Raw genomic sequence first — 15,715 nt, 5'->3', positions numbered from 1 at the left:
TAAAAAGAAAAAGAAAATTATGCAAAAAAGAATAAGAAAATAGGCAAGTAATCTTTTAATGATAGTCTTAAGGCCTTAAGACTCTTGGTAATATGATATTCTACTGTTTTTTCAGATATACTTATTTCCGATGCGATCTCCATATTGCTCTTTCCTTCATTACGGCTCATTTGGAATATCTTTCGAGTCTGCTGAGGAAGTTGGCGTAAAGTTTCTTCCACAATCCTACTGATATCTTGCATGAATATCTTATCAGGATTACATACTTCCAAGGAAGATATTCTAACAGACAGTTCGTAACTCCTTATATCTTGCAAATTTTCTATTGCAGACCTCCTCACTGCCTCATGTTTCAGATAATTATAAGCCTTATTTCGGAGAATAGTAAACAATAAAGGTGCAATATCTTTTCCTGAGTTCTCTTCTTGTTCGAAGTATTCTTGCTGTCTCAGGTGTTCCCATAATGCAATAATCGCTTCGGTTACAATGTCTTCGGTTACAATATCCGAATGGACGTATGATTTTACAAACAGATATGACCGCTGATAATATTTGTTGTATATGGTATTAAAAAATCTTTCTTCTATCTTCATTTTATAATATATTCCATATTCTATAGTAAATATATTTTTCAGACATAAAGCATATTACATAATTGAGAAATTAACAACTTATTTAAATATGAACCGTAACATCTTATTTGGTGGTCAAGAAAAAAGAAAAACTTTATTCCATCAGCATTTCATTTTTTATTGTAACAAAAATATACAATTAAACTATATAAGTAAGAATACTATAGGTTAAAAATACATAATTTTGTATAAGTCCGGCTTTTCATAAAAGAATATAAACAGAATTTATATTTTTTATTGAAGCTAAACATAGGATGTTTTCATACACACAGGTAACAGAAATAGAGGATGTTAACAGTCCTGCATTTATTATTTTATATTCTATGCTAATACGATATCACAGTCCTGCGATAAAGCATTATTGTTATATACACACTTTTACATTTTCTAAATTTCTCTCTTCATACTATCATAACAAATAAAAACGCACTGAAGATCAATAACTTCCATATAGATTAAGGCAACGTGCCGACAGTAGACACCGCATAAAAATAAGTTCATCCTATTATATACCCATCGGTTAATAAGCATACATCTGTCTTGTGTCGATAATACAGCATAACTGTATAAGGCATACATCATTGGGTGATGAAAGATAAACGTTGTTCTTGGTGTTTTTGATGCAATAGCCTCTCATCATATTAATGCCGTATCGGCAAAGCTCAAACAACGATATTTAAACGACGGACTACATTTACAAGACTAATGACAAACAACTGTAAAAAAACATTATTCTTATTTTCTTTATCTCTTTTACTCCAAACAGTCGTATTCTTTTTATGTTTTACATAAATTCTGTTTTCCATTTTAGGGTTCATGCTTTTTAGATTGTAATATATAATTAAAAGAGGTGATTTAAATCGAGATATTTATTAAGCAAAATACAATCATAACCTCATATTAATACTTAGAACTAAAATTGTGAGAAAGATCATAGTATTGCTTATATACTTTAATTATTAACTTAAAACTGTAATTATGAAAAAAATTATCGCATTGTTGTTTATGCTGCCCATTATACTTGCTTGCGGCGACAAAAATATACCCGACAACCCTCCTAAACCTAATCCGGATCCCAATCCCCCTACGCCACCGGCAGTAGTAACCTCACCTCCAAGAGTGCGCGGCTTTATGGTTCAGTCGGCAGACGGTCTGCATGTACAAACAATCAAGGATTTGAGCACATGGGGTGCCAATGTCATAAGATTGCAGCTTAATCCAGCAACTTATGCTTTGAAAAGGGGAAAAGACTTATGGACAGCCTTACCGGAATACCTGAATTTGGTAGAAGAAAAAGTACGTGCTGCACAAAGTGTAAATGTTAAGGTTATTTTAGACTTGCACGAGCCTCCCATTTACGTAAACGGAAAAGTACCGACATTAGACGACCACAATCAACGTGGTTTTTGGACAAATCATCCGGAAATGAAAGACGCTCTTATACGGATGTGGAAGAATATTGCACAACATTTTACGAAAAAAGAATACGAAAACGAGATATGGGGATATGACCTTTTCAACGAACCCAGCGAGAAAGGTAGGGCTGCAGTGCAGGAATGGTTGGCAATGGTACCCGATATTATAACGGCAATCCGTACTGTAAACAAAAACGTATGGATCGTATTCCAGCCCGGTCTGGTAGCAGAAACATTCCAAAAAGAGAAAGAAAAGATTATTCAGAAAGACAAGCGTGTAGTGTACAGTCTTCATTTCTATTGTCCTGAAACCTTTGCTTGTCAAGGAATATTATATAACGGAGAATACAATTCCAAAACCATGACTCATGAAGAAGCCATTGCTTCTTTCAAAAGGGAATACCCGGGAAAGGCCAAGAATCATTGGTGGGAAAAAGAAGAAACATATTGTAACAAATCAACCTTGGAGGCCGAACTCAAACCGCTGACAGACTTTGCTTCAGAATATAAAGTTCCTGTCTTGATTGGGGAGTTCAGTGTTATCACATGGGCACCTGTAGAATCTGCCATCCGTTGGTTTAAAGATGTCATCGACATCTTCGAAAAAAACAACTTCTCGTGGTGTTTTCATGCCTTCCGCGAATGGCAAGGATGGAGTTTGGAAAGCCCCGAAGGTCTTAATGCATTCTGGTTTAGTAGAGAAAAAGCTCCGGCTCCACAAGCAACAGAAACCGAACGAGCCAAATATTTCAAAGAAGTATTCAAGAAACTGAATAAAGATACTTCTGCAACGGGGAAATAACGACACACAAGGACATAAATTTAACAGCGTCGAACCATAAATAGTATGGTTCGACGCTGTTAAATTTATACTCCCTCTGTTATAATTTTTCCTTTAAATCAAAATACACTTCAAGTCAGATAAAATTATCTATTTGAAAATTAAAGAAAAATCAATATGATAATTGCCAATATACATATATGCAGAATTCTTTACTAAGAAAGAGTCTCATTTCAATACTTAACATAAACAGAGTTGTCAATATCTCATACAAACTATTCGTTGATGAACATTATAGGCAAACGGTGTTAAAGGGGAAGCCACACTTTTACCGGCCGAAAGAAACTCCTCTCGTTCTTCTATTATCCCGCATCATTCATCCTCACTCCTCTCTTTTAAAGGGGCTGAAGAAGATTTACTTTCTCGTTACTTCACACCTTCAACGGTGTAGCCCGCCGTGCGCAACAGATTTAAAACGCCTTTGTCGCCCGGCAAATGGCCTACGCCAACGGCGAAAAATGTAGGTTTTGCAGCCATGATTGCCGGCATCTTTTCGGCCCAGTCGGCATTGCGGTCATAGATAAGCATATTCTCTTCTTCAGGTGAAGAGTCGCAATTGTTGTGCATCTTCTCATCCATAGCAGCCTTAATGGCGTCGAGGTCTTGCGCATAAAAGGCCTTGACGATACGTTCCGACATCTGTTCATTGAAGCCGGCATGGTCTATCAGGCACATCAGTTGTTCTACCTGCCGCTTCAACGGCGTACTTTCGAAAAGCGTCTTTATTTGAAATTCCACCGTTTCCAATCCTCCCACGGGCTCGTTGTTTGCTTTGGCTTGCTTCTGAAAATACTCGTCGAACGTAGTCATAGGATCGAACTCCCCCATATGGTTTCTCATAAACATGAGCAAAGTCAGTTGGGTTGTCAGCGCTGCAGGCGTTATCTGTTCGAATTGTTTGGCCACGGCAGGGTTGTTGAGATCGGCTCCCATGGATTCTTTCAGATAGGCATTAAGACGTTTTAACTGGTCTTTGGTGAGCAAAGAGGATAGCTTTTTACCCTCCGGAAGCGTGGTTGCACGTTTTATTTTCTGCATGTTATCGGTCGAACGCATATCGCTCATGTCGACTTCTCCATACACCTGCTCGGTTTCGTCGAGGGCATTTTTCAGGCCCGGAACAGACTCTACGAACCCTACATTGGCAAGATGATAGGTGCCGATGATATACGAAGGCTTGGTAAGTTCCTTTCCGGAAATCTTATACAGTAGCTGTGCTTGTGCTCCCCATACTATGAAGCATGAAAAGAACGCGGATACGAAAAATCTTTTCATAGTTTGTATGTTTGATATATATTAATAATGTGAAATCTACAAACCGCAGATACCGTTACCGGAGCTGTAGATAACGTGCGCCGTCGGTGGTATCTATTATATCCTTCTGCTGCAAATATACGATAAATATAAGAAATGAACGACCATTATAAAGATATTTTTCTTGTATATCTTACAATTTCTATCTAAATTTGTTGTTCGAACATCGAATTTTAAAAGTAAAAAGTATGGAAAGAATGCAAGTAGAAAATCTGATCATAGGCTTCGGCAAAGCAGGCAAAACGCTTGCGGCCGATTTGGCTAAACACGGCAGGCAGGTGATTTTGGTGGAACAGAGTGAGCAGATGTATGGCGGAACGTGCGCAACATAGATGTGAAGAAACTGCCCGCAGATGCCATTCCGAAAGCGAAAGTTCTTGCGCAGACCGACGGTATATTAAAAGCAATCGTTGATCATGACAGCGGTGAAATATTGGGAGTTACGCTGTTTTGTACCGGTTCCCACGAGATAATCAATCTCTTTAAGATGGCTATCGATAACCATATACCGGCATCCTATGTGCACAATATGATCTTTACGCACCCTACAATCAGCGAAGGTCTTAACGATTTGTTTGCCTGATGCCTATGTCGGACGAGGAATATATTGCGCTCGTTTCTGACAAATTGGCATGCTGACATTCCTGCCTTTCCCCTTGGCATACGTTTTGTTATAAAGAAACCGAACGCTATTGTTCGAATAATACATAGATAATAACAGAAATATAATATACAATTATGGGAAAGATTATTGGAATTGATTTAGGAACTACCAACAGCTGCGTGGCCGTATTTGAAGGCAACGAGCCGGTAGTAATAGCTAACAGCGAAGGCAAGCGTACTACTCCTTCGGTAGTAGGCTTTGTGAAAGACGGCGAAAGAAAGGTGGGCGATCCTGCAAAGCGTCAGGCTATCACCAACCCGAAGAACACGGTTTACTCTATTAAACGCTTCATGGGCGAAACCTATGAGCAGTGTAAGAAAGAGGTAGGGCGCGTTCCGTTCGCTGTTGTAGATGAGAACGGTTATCCGCGCGTAGATATCGAAGGACGTAAATACACGCCGCAGGAAATCTCTGCAATGATTCTTCAGAAGATGAAGAAGACTGCCGAAGACTATCTCGGACAGGAAGTTACCGATGCCGTGATCACCGTGCCGGCTTACTTCTCCGACTCTCAGCGTCAGGCAACCAAGGAGGCCGGAGAGATTGCAGGGCTCAACGTGCAGCGTATTGTGAACGAGCCTACGGCTGCAGCTCTTGCCTACGGTGTAGACAAAGCTAACAAAGATATGAAGATTGCCGTATTCGATTTGGGTGGAGGTACGTTCGATATCTCTATCTTGGAGTTCGGCGGCGGCGTGTTCGAGGTGCTTTCGACTAATGGAGACACACACCTTGGCGGCGACGACTTCGACCAAGTAATCATCGATTGGCTGGTTCAAGGCTTCAAGGCCGACGAAGGTATCGACCTCAGCAAAGATCCGATGGCCATGCAACGCCTGAAAGAAGCTGCCGAAAAGGCTAAGATAGAGTTGAGCTCTTCTACCTCTACCGAAATCAATCTGCCTTACATTTCGGCAGAAGGCGGCGTGCCCAAGCACTTGGTAAAGACGCTTACGCGTGCTCAGTTCGAGCAGTTGGCCCACGACTTGATACAGGCTTGTCTCGTACCTTGCCAGAATGCCATGCGCGATGCCAAGTTGCAGACGTCTGATATAGACGAGGTAATCCTCGTAGGAGGTTCGAGCCGTATTCCTGCCGTGCAGACATTGGTGAAGAACTACTTCGGCAAGGAGCCTTCGAAGGGTGTTAATCCCGACGAAGTGGTAGCCGTAGGTGCAGCCATCCAAGGTGCCATATTAAATAAGGAGAGCGGTGTAGGCGACATTGTGTTGCTCGACGTTACACCTCTTACGCTCGGTATCGAGACAATGGGCGGCGTAATGACGAAGCTAATCGATGCCAACACCACTATTCCGGCTAAGAAGAGCGAAGTATTCTCTACAGCAGTAGACAACCAGACTGCCGTAACCATCCACGTTTTACAGGGCGAACGCCCCATGGCTTCGCAGAACAAGAGCATCGGACAGTTTAACCTCGAAGGCATTGCTCCTGCTCGCCGCGGTGTTCCGCAGATCGAGGTAACGTTCGACATCGATGCCAACGGTATTCTCAACGTCAGCGCCAAGGACAAGGCAACGGGCAAGGAACAGAAGATACGTATCGAGGCCAGCAGCGGTTTGAGTCAAGAAGAAATCGACCGTATGAAGGCCGAGGCCGAACAGAACGCCGCAGCCGACAAGGCCGAGCGCGAGAAAGTGGACAAGATGAATCAGGCCGACTCGCTGATATTCACCACAGAGAACTTCCTGAAAGACAATGCCGACAAGATTCCTGCCGACCAGAAGCCCGGCATCGAGCAGGCACTTCAGCAACTCAAGGACGCCCACAAGGCCGCCGACGTTGCTGCCATCGACACAGCCATCAATAACCTCAACACGGTGATGCAGACCGCCAGCCAGCAGATGTACAGCCAAGCAGGCCCGCAACCCGACGCAGATGCCGGTCAGCAAGCCGGCACCCAATCACAAGACAGTGGCCCCAAACAAGACGACACCATCCAAGATGCCGATTTCGAGGAAGTGAAGTAAAAGTGCTAACAAACACTAATCAAAAATAAGTAAATCCCAGTAACATAATAAGTTGCTGGGATTTTTATTTCTTAATAATAATTAAATCTTATCGTTTTTAATCGTTTTTGTGCTTATATTTGTACCATATTTGTGCCGCGACTTAATAGGAGATAAAGTGCGACTTAATTTAAAAGATAGATTGATAATCAAATAGATACAAATAGTATGGCGAGTGCAAAATTTCAAATAGAGCGGAAATGCGAAATTTGTGGTAAATCTTTTATTGCAAAGACGCTTACCTCTAGATATTGCTCTAAGAACTGTTCTCAAGCTGCATACAAACAAAGAAAAAAGGAAGAACTGTTAGATGCATTGAAAAGAGAAAAGGCAGCGAGAGTTCCGAAGAACCAGCCTTATCTCTCAATAGCTGATGCAACTGCATTATTTGATATTGGACGAGATTCCCTTTATCGCTTAATCAGAAACAAGCAAGTCCGTTATTATAACCTCGGACTAAGGATGATACGTATTTGCAAAGCTGATTTACAAGAACGCTTTAATCTACGTCCTTACGATGAAAGAAGAAAAGAAAAACAATCGGAAGTAAAGACTTATCGGCTTGAGCCTGAAGATTGTTATACGATTGGAGAAATAGCTAAGAAGTTTGGTATCCATGATAGTACTGTATATCTGCATATTCGCAAATATTCTATTCCAACAAGGCAGATTGGTAATTACGTCTATGTGCCAAAATCAGAGATAGACAATTTGTATAAACACTAACCCACGACATACAATGAGAAAGGAACTTGATAATACAAAGGCAACAGTACGATTGCGAAAGAGTGCCTATCGAAAAGAATGGTACCTGTATATAGAAAGCTATCCTGTGAGGGTAGTTGGTAAAGATTCTCCACAAAGAGTGCGTGAGTATCTAAACAGAACAATCACTACTCCTATTTGGGATAAAAGTAGAACAGCCCGTACTACCGAAGCGACCCAAACTTTCAAACCTAAACGGGACTTGAATGGAATTATCTTGTGCAAAAGTGAGATAGACCAAGAGGCCTGTATTTATGCAGATAGTGTTAGAAAACTACGGCAGCGTGAATATGATAATGCAAGCTTGTATAGTGACACAGAAACAGCACAAGCAGAACAGAAAGAACGATTGCAACAAAATTTCATCAAGTACTTTGATAAAGTGGCAGACAAGCGACACCGTAATAGTTCCCTTTCAATTCAAACAAACTGGGAGCGAGTACACGTTTTATTGAAAATGTTTGCTGGAGACACGCTGCTCTTTTCACAGATAGATAATAGATTGGCAGAAGATTTCAAGTATTTCTTGTTATCCGCTCCTTGCGGTGGAGGTAAAAAAGGAACAATATCACGAAACACAGCTTCCACATATTTTTCTATTTTTAAGGCTGCACTCAAACAAGCATTCATAGACGGATATTTGACCATAGATTTATCTGCAAAAATCAAAGGCATACAGGAACAAGAATCCCGAAGGGAATACTTAACCCTTGATGAACTTAACAAGTTAGCTAATACTCCTTGTGAACGGGATGTACTTAAACGAGCTGCACTATTCTCAGCTCTGACAGGATTAAGACATTGCGACATTCAAAAACTAAAATGGAATGAAATAGCTATAGAAGGAAACCAAGCCAAACTTCTCTTTACTCAGAAAAAGACAAAAGGGGTAGAGTATATGCCTATCTCGGAACAGGCGTTTAAGCTTTGCGGAGAGCCAAGACAACCAGAACAACTTGTTTTTGAAGGGTTACCAAATCCTTCTTGGATTTCTCGTCCATTAAGGGCATGGATTGAAAAAGCTGGTATTCAGAAGCACCTCAGCTTTCATTGCTTTAGGCACACATTTGCTACCCTTCAACTTGCAAACGGAACAGACATTTATACTGTAAGCAAGATGCTTGGGCATACAAATGTCAAAACAACTCAAGTATATGCAAAAGTTGTCGATGAAAAGAAAAATAAAGCAGCCAATGCTATTCAAATAGATATTGAAAATGATAAAACTTAATTCGACAACATAATATGAATACCAAATATTTTGAACATATCGTAGTTTATCTGTCCGTTCTTGTTGTTTGTGTCATCATTGCGTTGTTTGCAAGAGTGGTTGCCTTACGTTTAGGGGTTGATGAATTTACTGCACAAATAGTCTTTTGGAGTGTTGTTGCCATAGGCATCATCATTTATTCTATATTGTCTATTTTGGTTGAGGGACTATTTACGGCATTAGTCAAGTTTTTCTTTCCAAAGAAACAAGAAGAGAAAACAAATGATAAAGCATCCGACGCTGGACAAGTAGTAGACGGTGTTGACAGTCCATCTTCCACACAACAGCAACAATCAATGGACTTTGACTCAATTCGGCAACAGCAACAAAAGTTAATGGACCAGAAAGTACAAGATAAACGTGCTATAGCTATTAAATATACTCAACAGCAATTCGCACCTTATGTTTCAGATAAAGATTTGCTCAAGCTTTGTGAATATATAGAGTTGTACTCCGCCAAGCTTCCCTTATCACACGTTGAACCAATTAATATTAAAGGTTTAGTTGCCTTAGACCTGTTTCATTTTGGTTGGAATATATGGAACCATTTTAGAGTTGGCAAACAAGATGAAATTTCGCAGTTCCTTAAGCAGGTTTTTGCCATCACATTCAAAGATGTGGAAGTTGGAAGCATAAAAAGCCATCTCCGTGATGATGAGAAGAAAGGCACTATACCTATTGTACAAAGCCTTTCAGACCACCAAATAACAGAATAACACACAAACCTATTGTGTTTTTATAGTGTTTCTTCTGTGTCTTAGGACACAGAGGAAACACTTTTTTCATTTGCACCGTAAAAATCAATAACAAGTATTATGGTACAAAATGAAATCACTTTTGAGAACTTGCCAAAGGCAGTTGCTCACTTAGTCAGCGAAGTTGCTGAAATCAAGAATTTAGTATGTAAAGGACAAAAACCTATTGTCCCTCCCAAACGTATTCCTATTGGAATAGATGATGCGTGTAAACTAATAGGGAAAGCCAAGCCAACAGTTTACACCTTAGTACGAAAACGCTTACTACCTTGTTATAAGAATGGTAAGCATCTCTATTTTTTTGAAGATGAGTTGTTGGCATGGATTGAAGGAGGTAAGAAAAAGACTGTTGCCGAAATCAACGAGGAGGCAAAAACTTTTATCTCTGAGAAACATTCTGATTCTTCCCTTTTATAAATATATGTATTATGGAAAAGGAAAGAGCTGAAGGGCGAGCCAAGCAATCTAAGAATGAACGCATAGAGCAATTCTTGAAAGAGCATTATGCTTTTCGTTTTAATACAGTTAAAAGTAGAACAGAGTTTCGAGAACAAGATTCTAATACTTCATTCCGTCCTCTTACTAAGTATGATATTAATTCTATGCGTCGGCTGGTAGATGGGACTTTGGGAATATATACTCCAGCAGATAATATTCGAGCAATATTGGAGAGCGACTTTTGCAATAAAGTTAACCCAATTCGTGAGTATTTGTTGAATCTTCCAAAGCCTAAAGGTGAAGATGAATCTGAAATTATAAGGTTGGCAAATTGTGTTGTGGTGAGAAATCCTGATAAATGGAAACACTACTTTGTAAAATGGTTGGTTGCTGTCGTAGCCAATGCTATGGATGATTTACAGTGTCGTAATCATACATGTTTAGTTCTTACAGGTGAACAAGGAAAATTCAAAACAACTTTCCTTGATTTACTCTGCCCAGAAGAACTGAAGAGTTATCTTTTCACAGGAAAGATAGACCCACAGGGAAAAGATGTACAAACATTGATTGCAGAATATCTTTTTATCAATATTGACGACCAGTTAAAGGCACTCAATAAGAGAGATGAAAATGAATTGAAGAATCTGATAACGACACCAAGAGTAAAATATCGTAGACCATACGACACTTACATAGAAGAGTATCCTCACTTAGCAAGCTTTATGGCATCTGTTAATGGTAATGATTTTCTAACAGATCCGACAGGCAGTCGTCGCTTTCTACCTTTTGAAGTTGAACATATTGATATTGACACAGCTAAAGAGATTAATATCAACAAGGTGTACTCCGAGGCAGTTGAATTGTGGAGAGTTGACTATCATTACTGGTTCAATGAAGAGGAAATAGCTGAACTGCATCAAGAGAGCGAAGGGTTTCAAGTGCAGACTGTTGAGTATGAAATGCTTCTTAAAGGCATGGAAAAGCCAGCAGCAACCGAAGAGAGTTATATGACCACTTCTGAAATCCTAAACTATTTGCGTGGATATACAACGCTTAACCTAAGTGAAAGGAGAATGGGAGAAGCCTTGAAAAAGGCTGGTTTCTTGCGGAAATCCAAAAGGATAAGTGGCAATCCAATGTATGTCTATCATATACGCAAGATTGTTCCAAATCCCTTTATTCAAAGTTACAATACTAATTATTAATACTACTTTACTACAAAGAGAGATAAAGCATTGAAAGAAAAAAGGTTAGACCGTAGTAAATAATGATATAAGGTATTACTACCTCATTACTACCAACCTACCATATACATGTGCAATGATTACTACAAAGATAGTTAGTACTACATATTTTTCTTTCATTGCCAATGACTTACAAGAATATCACATTGTAGTAAGTACTAAACTTAAAAGTTACAAGTATGACAATAGATGAAATTAAAGCAATATCAATTAAAGATTACTTAGGTAGTATGTCTATATACCCTATAAAAAATTATGGCTATTACGGAATGTATAAAAGTCCATTCCGAAATGAACATACTCCAAGTTTCAAAGTTGATTATAACCAAAATCTATGGTATGACTTTGCACTTGATGAAGGTGGGAGTCTTATAGATTTAGTTAAGAAATTACATAATTGCAGTTTAATACAAGCTATAGAGTTGTTTAATGGCAAACAAAATATCCTGCCGAAATTATCCATAGCTAATAGCGAAACGAATTCTCCAAGCCAATCACGTATAGAGATTATCGGCTCTACCTTCTTATGTCATCCGAATCTCATAGAATATTTCACACATAGAGGAATCAATCTGAACATTGCGAAAAAATATTGTAAGGAGATCCATTATAGAATTGGTGATAGAAGTTTTTACGCAATAGGTTTTCCAAACAATTCTTATGGGTATGCGTTGCGCAATCCATACTTCAAAGGGTGTTTGCCTCCTTCCGATGTGTCGTATGTTCCCAGTCCTTCAGAACAAATCAATCTGTTTGAAGGTTTTATGGATTATCTTAGTCTGCTTACGATGAGTCCAGATGAAGAGAAGAAAGCTGCACTGATACTGAACTCGATTAATAATATCAAAAAGTCAAGATTTTTTCTTTCAAAGCACAAGTTCATCTGTTCATATTTAGATAATGATGAAGGAGGAAAGCGGACTTTAGAACAACTTAAAAGAAACGGTTTTGCTGTTCAAGACTGCTCTTCCGTCTTCCAGAATTATAAAGACCTAAATGAGTATTTATGTGCTGAATTCAAGCATTCAGAGAAAACAGAAAACAAGAAAATCAAAGGGATTAAGCTATGATTGTAGGATTTGCTTTGCGTAATCTGTTTTTCGGGGAGCAAGTTTATGTTTTGGGCATACCAAAACCACTTGCTCCACCTCCTGACAGTCGTTGCAGAGGATTATCCCGCTGGTCTCCATCAAATCAAATTAAAGAAACAAGTATGATAAAAACAGAATATAAAAAAGGTGGTCGTCCAACCAAGGGCGTAGCCGAAAAGAAGAAATACCGTATCACGGTGAAACTGAATACGAAGGATTACTATACGCTCAAAAGCAAAGCCAAAAGCGCAGGAGTAACCATGAGTGAGTTTGTAAGAAAAGTTCTTGATAAAGGAAATGTCATTGAACGACTGACCATAGAGCAAGCAGACTTCATCCGCAAGCTGTGTGGAATGGCAAATAATCTCAATCAATTGGCACATCGTGCCAATGCGGATGGGTTTCATGTCGTTGCTCCTTTTCACAAAATCATCATTGGCAAGATTGACGAAATTCTAAATCTGATACGAAAATGATTGCCAAGATAATGAAAGGCTCAGGCTTCAAGGGTGTCATCAATTACATCCTTGACCCGAAAAAAGGAACGGAACTCATTGATAGTTCTGGAGTGAGAACGGAGAGCATCAACCATATTGTCCAAAGTTTCATCGACCAGACAGAACTGAATCCACGAGTAAGTAAGGTTGTCGGACATATCTCCTTGAGTTTCTCGGCACAGGATTCTTCCAAGCTCAGCAATGAATGGATGGCGAAAGTGGCTCGTGAGTACATGGAGAAGATGGGAATAAAAGATACGCAGTACATTATCGGTCGCCATTTCGATAAGGAGCACCCACATGTTCATATCACTTTCAATCGGATAGACAATAATGGCAAGACCATTTCTGACCGTAACGATAGATTCAGAAGTGAAAAGATTTGCAAGGAACTGACCGCAAAATACGGTTTATATTTTGCGGATGGCAAGGAGAAAGTCAAGGAACACCGCTTGAAAGAACCTGATAAAACCAAATATGAGATCTATCAGGCATTGAAAGCAGAAATAGCTCGGTGCAGGGATTGGAAAGCCTTACTTGCTCATTTGAAAAAGCAGGATATTGGTGTCCGTTTCAAGTACAAAGGCAACTCACAGGAAGTGCAGGGGATTATTTTTGAAAAGAACGGCTATCATTTCAATGGCTCTAAAGTGGATAGGGGTTTCAGTTATTCCAAGATAGACTTTGCTCTGCAACAGAATAACAGGGAACACGAACAGCAGACACAAGGAATGATAAACCTCATATCCAATGTTGCAAGTGTTACGAGCGAAATTACCAACAACCTCATAGAAGGAGGATTGGATTTGTTTCAAACTCATGGTACTGTCCCTGCTGAGATTTACAACACACTCGACAAAAAGAAGAAAAAGAAAAAACGTAAAATACATTTATAACTATGGCTAATAATAATACATTTGTCCTCTTTGAGGAAATCAAAAACAAACTGGAGACAATTTACAGGGAGCTAAAGGAGTTAAAAGAAAAGGAGAACGGTTCTGTTTCCCTCCCTGTCCAATCTACACTAGCACAAAGTGATGAGCAGAAAGAACAGGAAATGCTCAATCAGTATGAACAGCGCACAAAAGAGGTGATTAACAAGTATATTGGTGTACAAGTGCGCATCAAGGACGAGGAGGCCAAATCCATGGACAAATTGGTGGCAAGCGTCTTGACCATGTTGCACGAGTGGCAGGAGAATAAAGAGCATCCAATACCGCAGGAACATATTCACAGGCACAGTTTTGACCTCAAGTCCTCGAAAGTCTTTACTTATATGGTAGCAGTATCTGTCCTTTGTTTTGTTTCATTGGTCAGCAACTACTTCTTGTGGCAACGCAAACAGCAATATGAAGATGATGCTTTGAAATTCCGAATCATCAGAGTATGGAGAGGATGTAGCCCAAAGGAAATCCTGTGGCTTAACGATGTATTTGACATTCATCGCAATGCTGCAATAATTAAAAGAATCAAAAAGCATACAGATGATTATAATGTGGGACTGAAAGCAAAAGCAGATAGCCTAATGCAGAATAATCTACAAAATAAGAAAGGCAAATAGAATTGTAGATATAAGACTTTTGAAGGAGGAGAAAATATCTCCTCTTTTTTATTCTTTATACAAGAATATTTACTATATTTGCAAACAATCAGATGATATTTATGGAAAGTCCAACTAATAGAATTAAAGAGGTGCTTATCGAGAAAGGGATTAAGCAAACATGGCTTGCAGAGAAACTCGGTAAGAGTTTCACTATTGTGAACTCATATGTTTGCAATCGTCGACAGCCAAGCCTAGAATTGCTATTTCAGATAGCAGAGATTTTACAAGTCAATCCAAAGGAATTGATTAACACCCCAGATGAGTAACTTTATTATGGTAGAGCATAAAAAATCTATTCGTTTTTTCAACGACCGTGAAGTTAGGGCGGTGTGGGATGACGAACGCAATAAGTGGTGGTTCTCTGTGCTGGACATCATTGCTGCAATTAACGAGCAAGACGATTATCAAAAGACAAGGAACTATTGGAAATATCTCAAAACTAAGTTGAAGAAGGAGAATAACGAACTGGTTAGTGCTACTAACCAGTTGAAGTTGCAAGCCCCAGATGGGAAACAACGATTGACAGATATGTTGGATGGAGAAGGGGTTGTTCTACTGGCAAAAGCAATACCCAATGTCAAGGCAATGGGATTTCTTGATTGGTTTACCTACAGCGACAACACCATTGATGGACAGAGCAAGAAGAAAGCATATCAACTCTTTGAAAGTGGCATCTTGCAAACGGCAGAACCTGGCAGTATCAAGTGTCTGCAACAGATACACGCTTATCTCTTTGGAGGATTGTATGACTTTGCAGGACAAATCCGTACCAAAAATATTTCAAAAGGTGGTTTTACCTTTGCTAATTGTATGCACTTCCCTGAAACCCTGCAAGCAATCGAGCGAATGCCAGAAACAACCTTCGACGAGATAATGGACAAATATGTTGAAATGAATGTTGCGCATCCATTTATGGAAGGTAACGGTCGCAGCACTCGCATTTGGCTTGACCTCATGCTAAAGCGTTCTCTCAAACGGTGTGTGGACTGGAGCCAGATAGATAAAAACGAATATCTGACCGCAATGCGTGAGAGTGTAGCAGATAGCACGCTCATCAAGACTTTGGTACTGCCTGCACTCACCACTAAGATTGATGACCGAGAAATGTTCATGAAAGGTATCGACTATTCATATTATTATGAGCAGAATGATTGATTTT

General features: G+C 39.5%; 16 protein-coding genes and 1 pseudogene. 15 read left to right on the top strand and 2 right to left on the bottom strand.

Translation table 11 applies throughout. The annotated features are described in order from the left end of the window. Nucleotides 1-17 precede the first annotated feature (17 nt). Nucleotides 18-593, bottom strand: coding sequence for an RNA polymerase sigma-70 factor (locus HMPREF0663_RS01995; protein ID WP_004368419.1), 576 nt, complete (start codon nt 591-593; stop codon nt 18-20). A gap of 1,017 nt (nt 594-1,610) precedes the next feature. Between HMPREF0663_RS01995 and HMPREF0663_RS01990 the strand changes: the two genes are divergently transcribed. After that, a complete protein-coding gene (locus HMPREF0663_RS01990; protein WP_004368413.1) occupies nt 1,611-2,849 on the top strand; it encodes a glycoside hydrolase family 5 protein in 1,239 nt (412 codons plus the stop codon). A gap of 405 nt (nt 2,850-3,254) precedes the next feature. On the opposite strand, the gene HMPREF0663_RS01985 is transcribed toward HMPREF0663_RS01990, so the two are convergent. Further along, nucleotides 3,255-4,163, bottom strand: a complete 909-nt coding sequence (locus tag HMPREF0663_RS01985; protein ID WP_004368411.1) for a TraB/GumN family protein — start codon at nt 4,161-4,163, stop codon at nt 3,255-3,257. A gap of 236 nt (nt 4,164-4,399) precedes the next feature. On the opposite strand from HMPREF0663_RS01985, the pseudogene HMPREF0663_RS11625 reads away from it, so the two are divergent. The 14 genes and pseudogenes from HMPREF0663_RS11625 to fic all read left to right on the top strand — a co-directional run. Beyond that, nucleotides 4,400-4,525, top strand: a pseudogene (locus HMPREF0663_RS11625) (FAD-binding protein); the annotation flags it as partial. 11 nt (nt 4,526-4,536) lie between these two features. Continuing rightward, the gene (locus HMPREF0663_RS01980; RefSeq protein WP_231375178.1) at nt 4,537-4,785 is read left to right on the top strand and encodes an oxidoreductase dimerization domain-containing protein; all 249 of its coding nucleotides are present in this window, start codon (nt 4,537-4,539) and stop codon (nt 4,783-4,785) included. A gap of 155 nt (nt 4,786-4,940) precedes the next feature. After that, nucleotides 4,941-6,854, top strand: coding sequence for a molecular chaperone DnaK (gene dnaK, locus HMPREF0663_RS01975; protein WP_004368405.1), 1,914 nt, complete (start codon nt 4,941-4,943; stop codon nt 6,852-6,854). 207 nt (nt 6,855-7,061) lie between these two features. Beyond that, nucleotides 7,062-7,619, top strand: coding sequence for a helix-turn-helix domain-containing protein (locus HMPREF0663_RS01970; RefSeq protein WP_004368402.1), 558 nt, complete (start codon nt 7,062-7,064; stop codon nt 7,617-7,619). Nucleotides 7,620-7,632: 13 nt separating this feature from the next. Then, a complete protein-coding gene (locus HMPREF0663_RS01965) occupies nt 7,633-8,889 on the top strand; it encodes a site-specific integrase (RefSeq protein WP_004368401.1) in 1,257 nt (418 codons plus the stop codon). A 14-nt stretch (nt 8,890-8,903) separates the two neighbouring features. Continuing rightward, nucleotides 8,904-9,644, top strand: coding sequence for a hypothetical protein (locus tag HMPREF0663_RS01960; RefSeq protein WP_004368399.1), 741 nt, complete (start codon nt 8,904-8,906; stop codon nt 9,642-9,644). A gap of 99 nt (nt 9,645-9,743) precedes the next feature. After that, the gene (locus HMPREF0663_RS01955; protein WP_004368398.1) at nt 9,744-10,100 is read left to right on the top strand and encodes a helix-turn-helix domain-containing protein; all 357 of its coding nucleotides are present in this window, start codon (nt 9,744-9,746) and stop codon (nt 10,098-10,100) included. Between the two features lie 11 nt (nt 10,101-10,111). Then, on the top strand, nt 10,112-11,326 hold the full coding sequence (locus HMPREF0663_RS01950) for a virulence-associated E family protein (protein ID WP_004368397.1): 1,215 nt from the start codon (nt 10,112-10,114) through the stop codon (nt 11,324-11,326). A 218-nt stretch (nt 11,327-11,544) separates the two neighbouring features. Beyond that, nucleotides 11,545-12,435, top strand: a complete 891-nt coding sequence (locus tag HMPREF0663_RS01945) for a DUF8464 domain-containing protein (protein WP_004368396.1) — start codon at nt 11,545-11,547, stop codon at nt 12,433-12,435. Between the two features lie 143 nt (nt 12,436-12,578). Continuing rightward, nucleotides 12,579-12,932 (top strand): MobC family plasmid mobilization relaxosome protein, encoded by a 354-nt coding sequence (locus tag HMPREF0663_RS01940; RefSeq protein WP_004368395.1) that lies wholly within the window; start codon nt 12,579-12,581, stop codon nt 12,930-12,932. After that, on the top strand, nt 12,929-13,849 hold the full coding sequence (locus tag HMPREF0663_RS01935; protein WP_004368394.1) for a relaxase/mobilization nuclease domain-containing protein: 921 nt from the start codon (nt 12,929-12,931) through the stop codon (nt 13,847-13,849). Before HMPREF0663_RS01940 ends, HMPREF0663_RS01935 begins: the two co-directional genes overlap by 4 nt. Nucleotides 13,850-13,851: 2 nt before the next feature. Next, nucleotides 13,852-14,514, top strand: coding sequence for a hypothetical protein (locus tag HMPREF0663_RS01930; RefSeq protein WP_004368393.1), 663 nt, complete (start codon nt 13,852-13,854; stop codon nt 14,512-14,514). Nucleotides 14,515-14,615: 101 nt separating this feature from the next. Further along, on the top strand, nt 14,616-14,822 hold the full coding sequence (locus HMPREF0663_RS01925; protein WP_004362600.1) for a helix-turn-helix domain-containing protein: 207 nt from the start codon (nt 14,616-14,618) through the stop codon (nt 14,820-14,822). Then, complete coding sequence (fic, locus tag HMPREF0663_RS01920) at nt 14,815-15,711, top strand: protein adenylyltransferase Fic (RefSeq protein WP_004368391.1); 897 nt, start codon at nt 14,815-14,817, stop codon at nt 15,709-15,711. Before HMPREF0663_RS01925 ends, fic begins: the two co-directional genes overlap by 8 nt. The last annotated feature ends 4 nt before the right edge of the window (nt 15,712-15,715 follow it).

Origin of the sequence: Hoylesella oralis ATCC 33269, assembly GCF_000185145.2 — a bacterium.
In the GTDB taxonomy this organism is placed as follows: Bacteria; Bacteroidota; Bacteroidia; order Bacteroidales; family Bacteroidaceae; genus Prevotella; species Prevotella phocaeensis.
This window is presented reverse-complemented; position numbering and strand designations above follow the sequence as displayed.

What these genes read in the sequence shown, in the direction of transcription:
- HMPREF0663_RS01985 (WP_004368411.1), bottom strand. Translation starts at nt 4,163, where the DNA reads ATGAAAAGATTTTTCGTATCCGCGTTCTTTTCATGCTTCATAGTATGG.
- HMPREF0663_RS01995 (WP_004368419.1), bottom strand. Translation starts at nt 593, where the DNA reads ATGAAGATAGAAGAAAGATTTTTTAATACCATATACAACAAATATTAT.
- HMPREF0663_RS01955 (WP_004368398.1), top strand. Translation starts at nt 9,744, where the DNA reads ATGGTACAAAATGAAATCACTTTTGAGAACTTGCCAAAGGCAGTTGCT.
- HMPREF0663_RS01930 (WP_004368393.1), top strand. Translation starts at nt 13,852, where the DNA reads ATGGCTAATAATAATACATTTGTCCTCTTTGAGGAAATCAAAAACAAA.
- HMPREF0663_RS01960 (WP_004368399.1), top strand. Translation starts at nt 8,904, where the DNA reads ATGAATACCAAATATTTTGAACATATCGTAGTTTATCTGTCCGTTCTT.
- HMPREF0663_RS01965 (WP_004368401.1), top strand. Translation starts at nt 7,633, where the DNA reads ATGAGAAAGGAACTTGATAATACAAAGGCAACAGTACGATTGCGAAAG.
- HMPREF0663_RS01950 (WP_004368397.1), top strand. Translation starts at nt 10,112, where the DNA reads ATGGAAAAGGAAAGAGCTGAAGGGCGAGCCAAGCAATCTAAGAATGAA.
- HMPREF0663_RS01990 (WP_004368413.1), top strand. Translation starts at nt 1,611, where the DNA reads ATGAAAAAAATTATCGCATTGTTGTTTATGCTGCCCATTATACTTGCT.
- HMPREF0663_RS01945 (WP_004368396.1), top strand. Translation starts at nt 11,545, where the DNA reads ATGACAATAGATGAAATTAAAGCAATATCAATTAAAGATTACTTAGGT.
- HMPREF0663_RS01925 (WP_004362600.1), top strand. Translation starts at nt 14,616, where the DNA reads ATGGAAAGTCCAACTAATAGAATTAAAGAGGTGCTTATCGAGAAAGGG.
- HMPREF0663_RS01940 (WP_004368395.1), top strand. Translation starts at nt 12,579, where the DNA reads ATGATAAAAACAGAATATAAAAAAGGTGGTCGTCCAACCAAGGGCGTA.
- HMPREF0663_RS01935 (WP_004368394.1), top strand. Translation starts at nt 12,929, where the DNA reads ATGATTGCCAAGATAATGAAAGGCTCAGGCTTCAAGGGTGTCATCAAT.
- HMPREF0663_RS01970 (WP_004368402.1), top strand. Translation starts at nt 7,062, where the DNA reads ATGGCGAGTGCAAAATTTCAAATAGAGCGGAAATGCGAAATTTGTGGT.
- fic (WP_004368391.1), top strand. Translation starts at nt 14,815, where the DNA reads ATGAGTAACTTTATTATGGTAGAGCATAAAAAATCTATTCGTTTTTTC.
- dnaK (WP_004368405.1), top strand. Translation starts at nt 4,941, where the DNA reads ATGGGAAAGATTATTGGAATTGATTTAGGAACTACCAACAGCTGCGTG.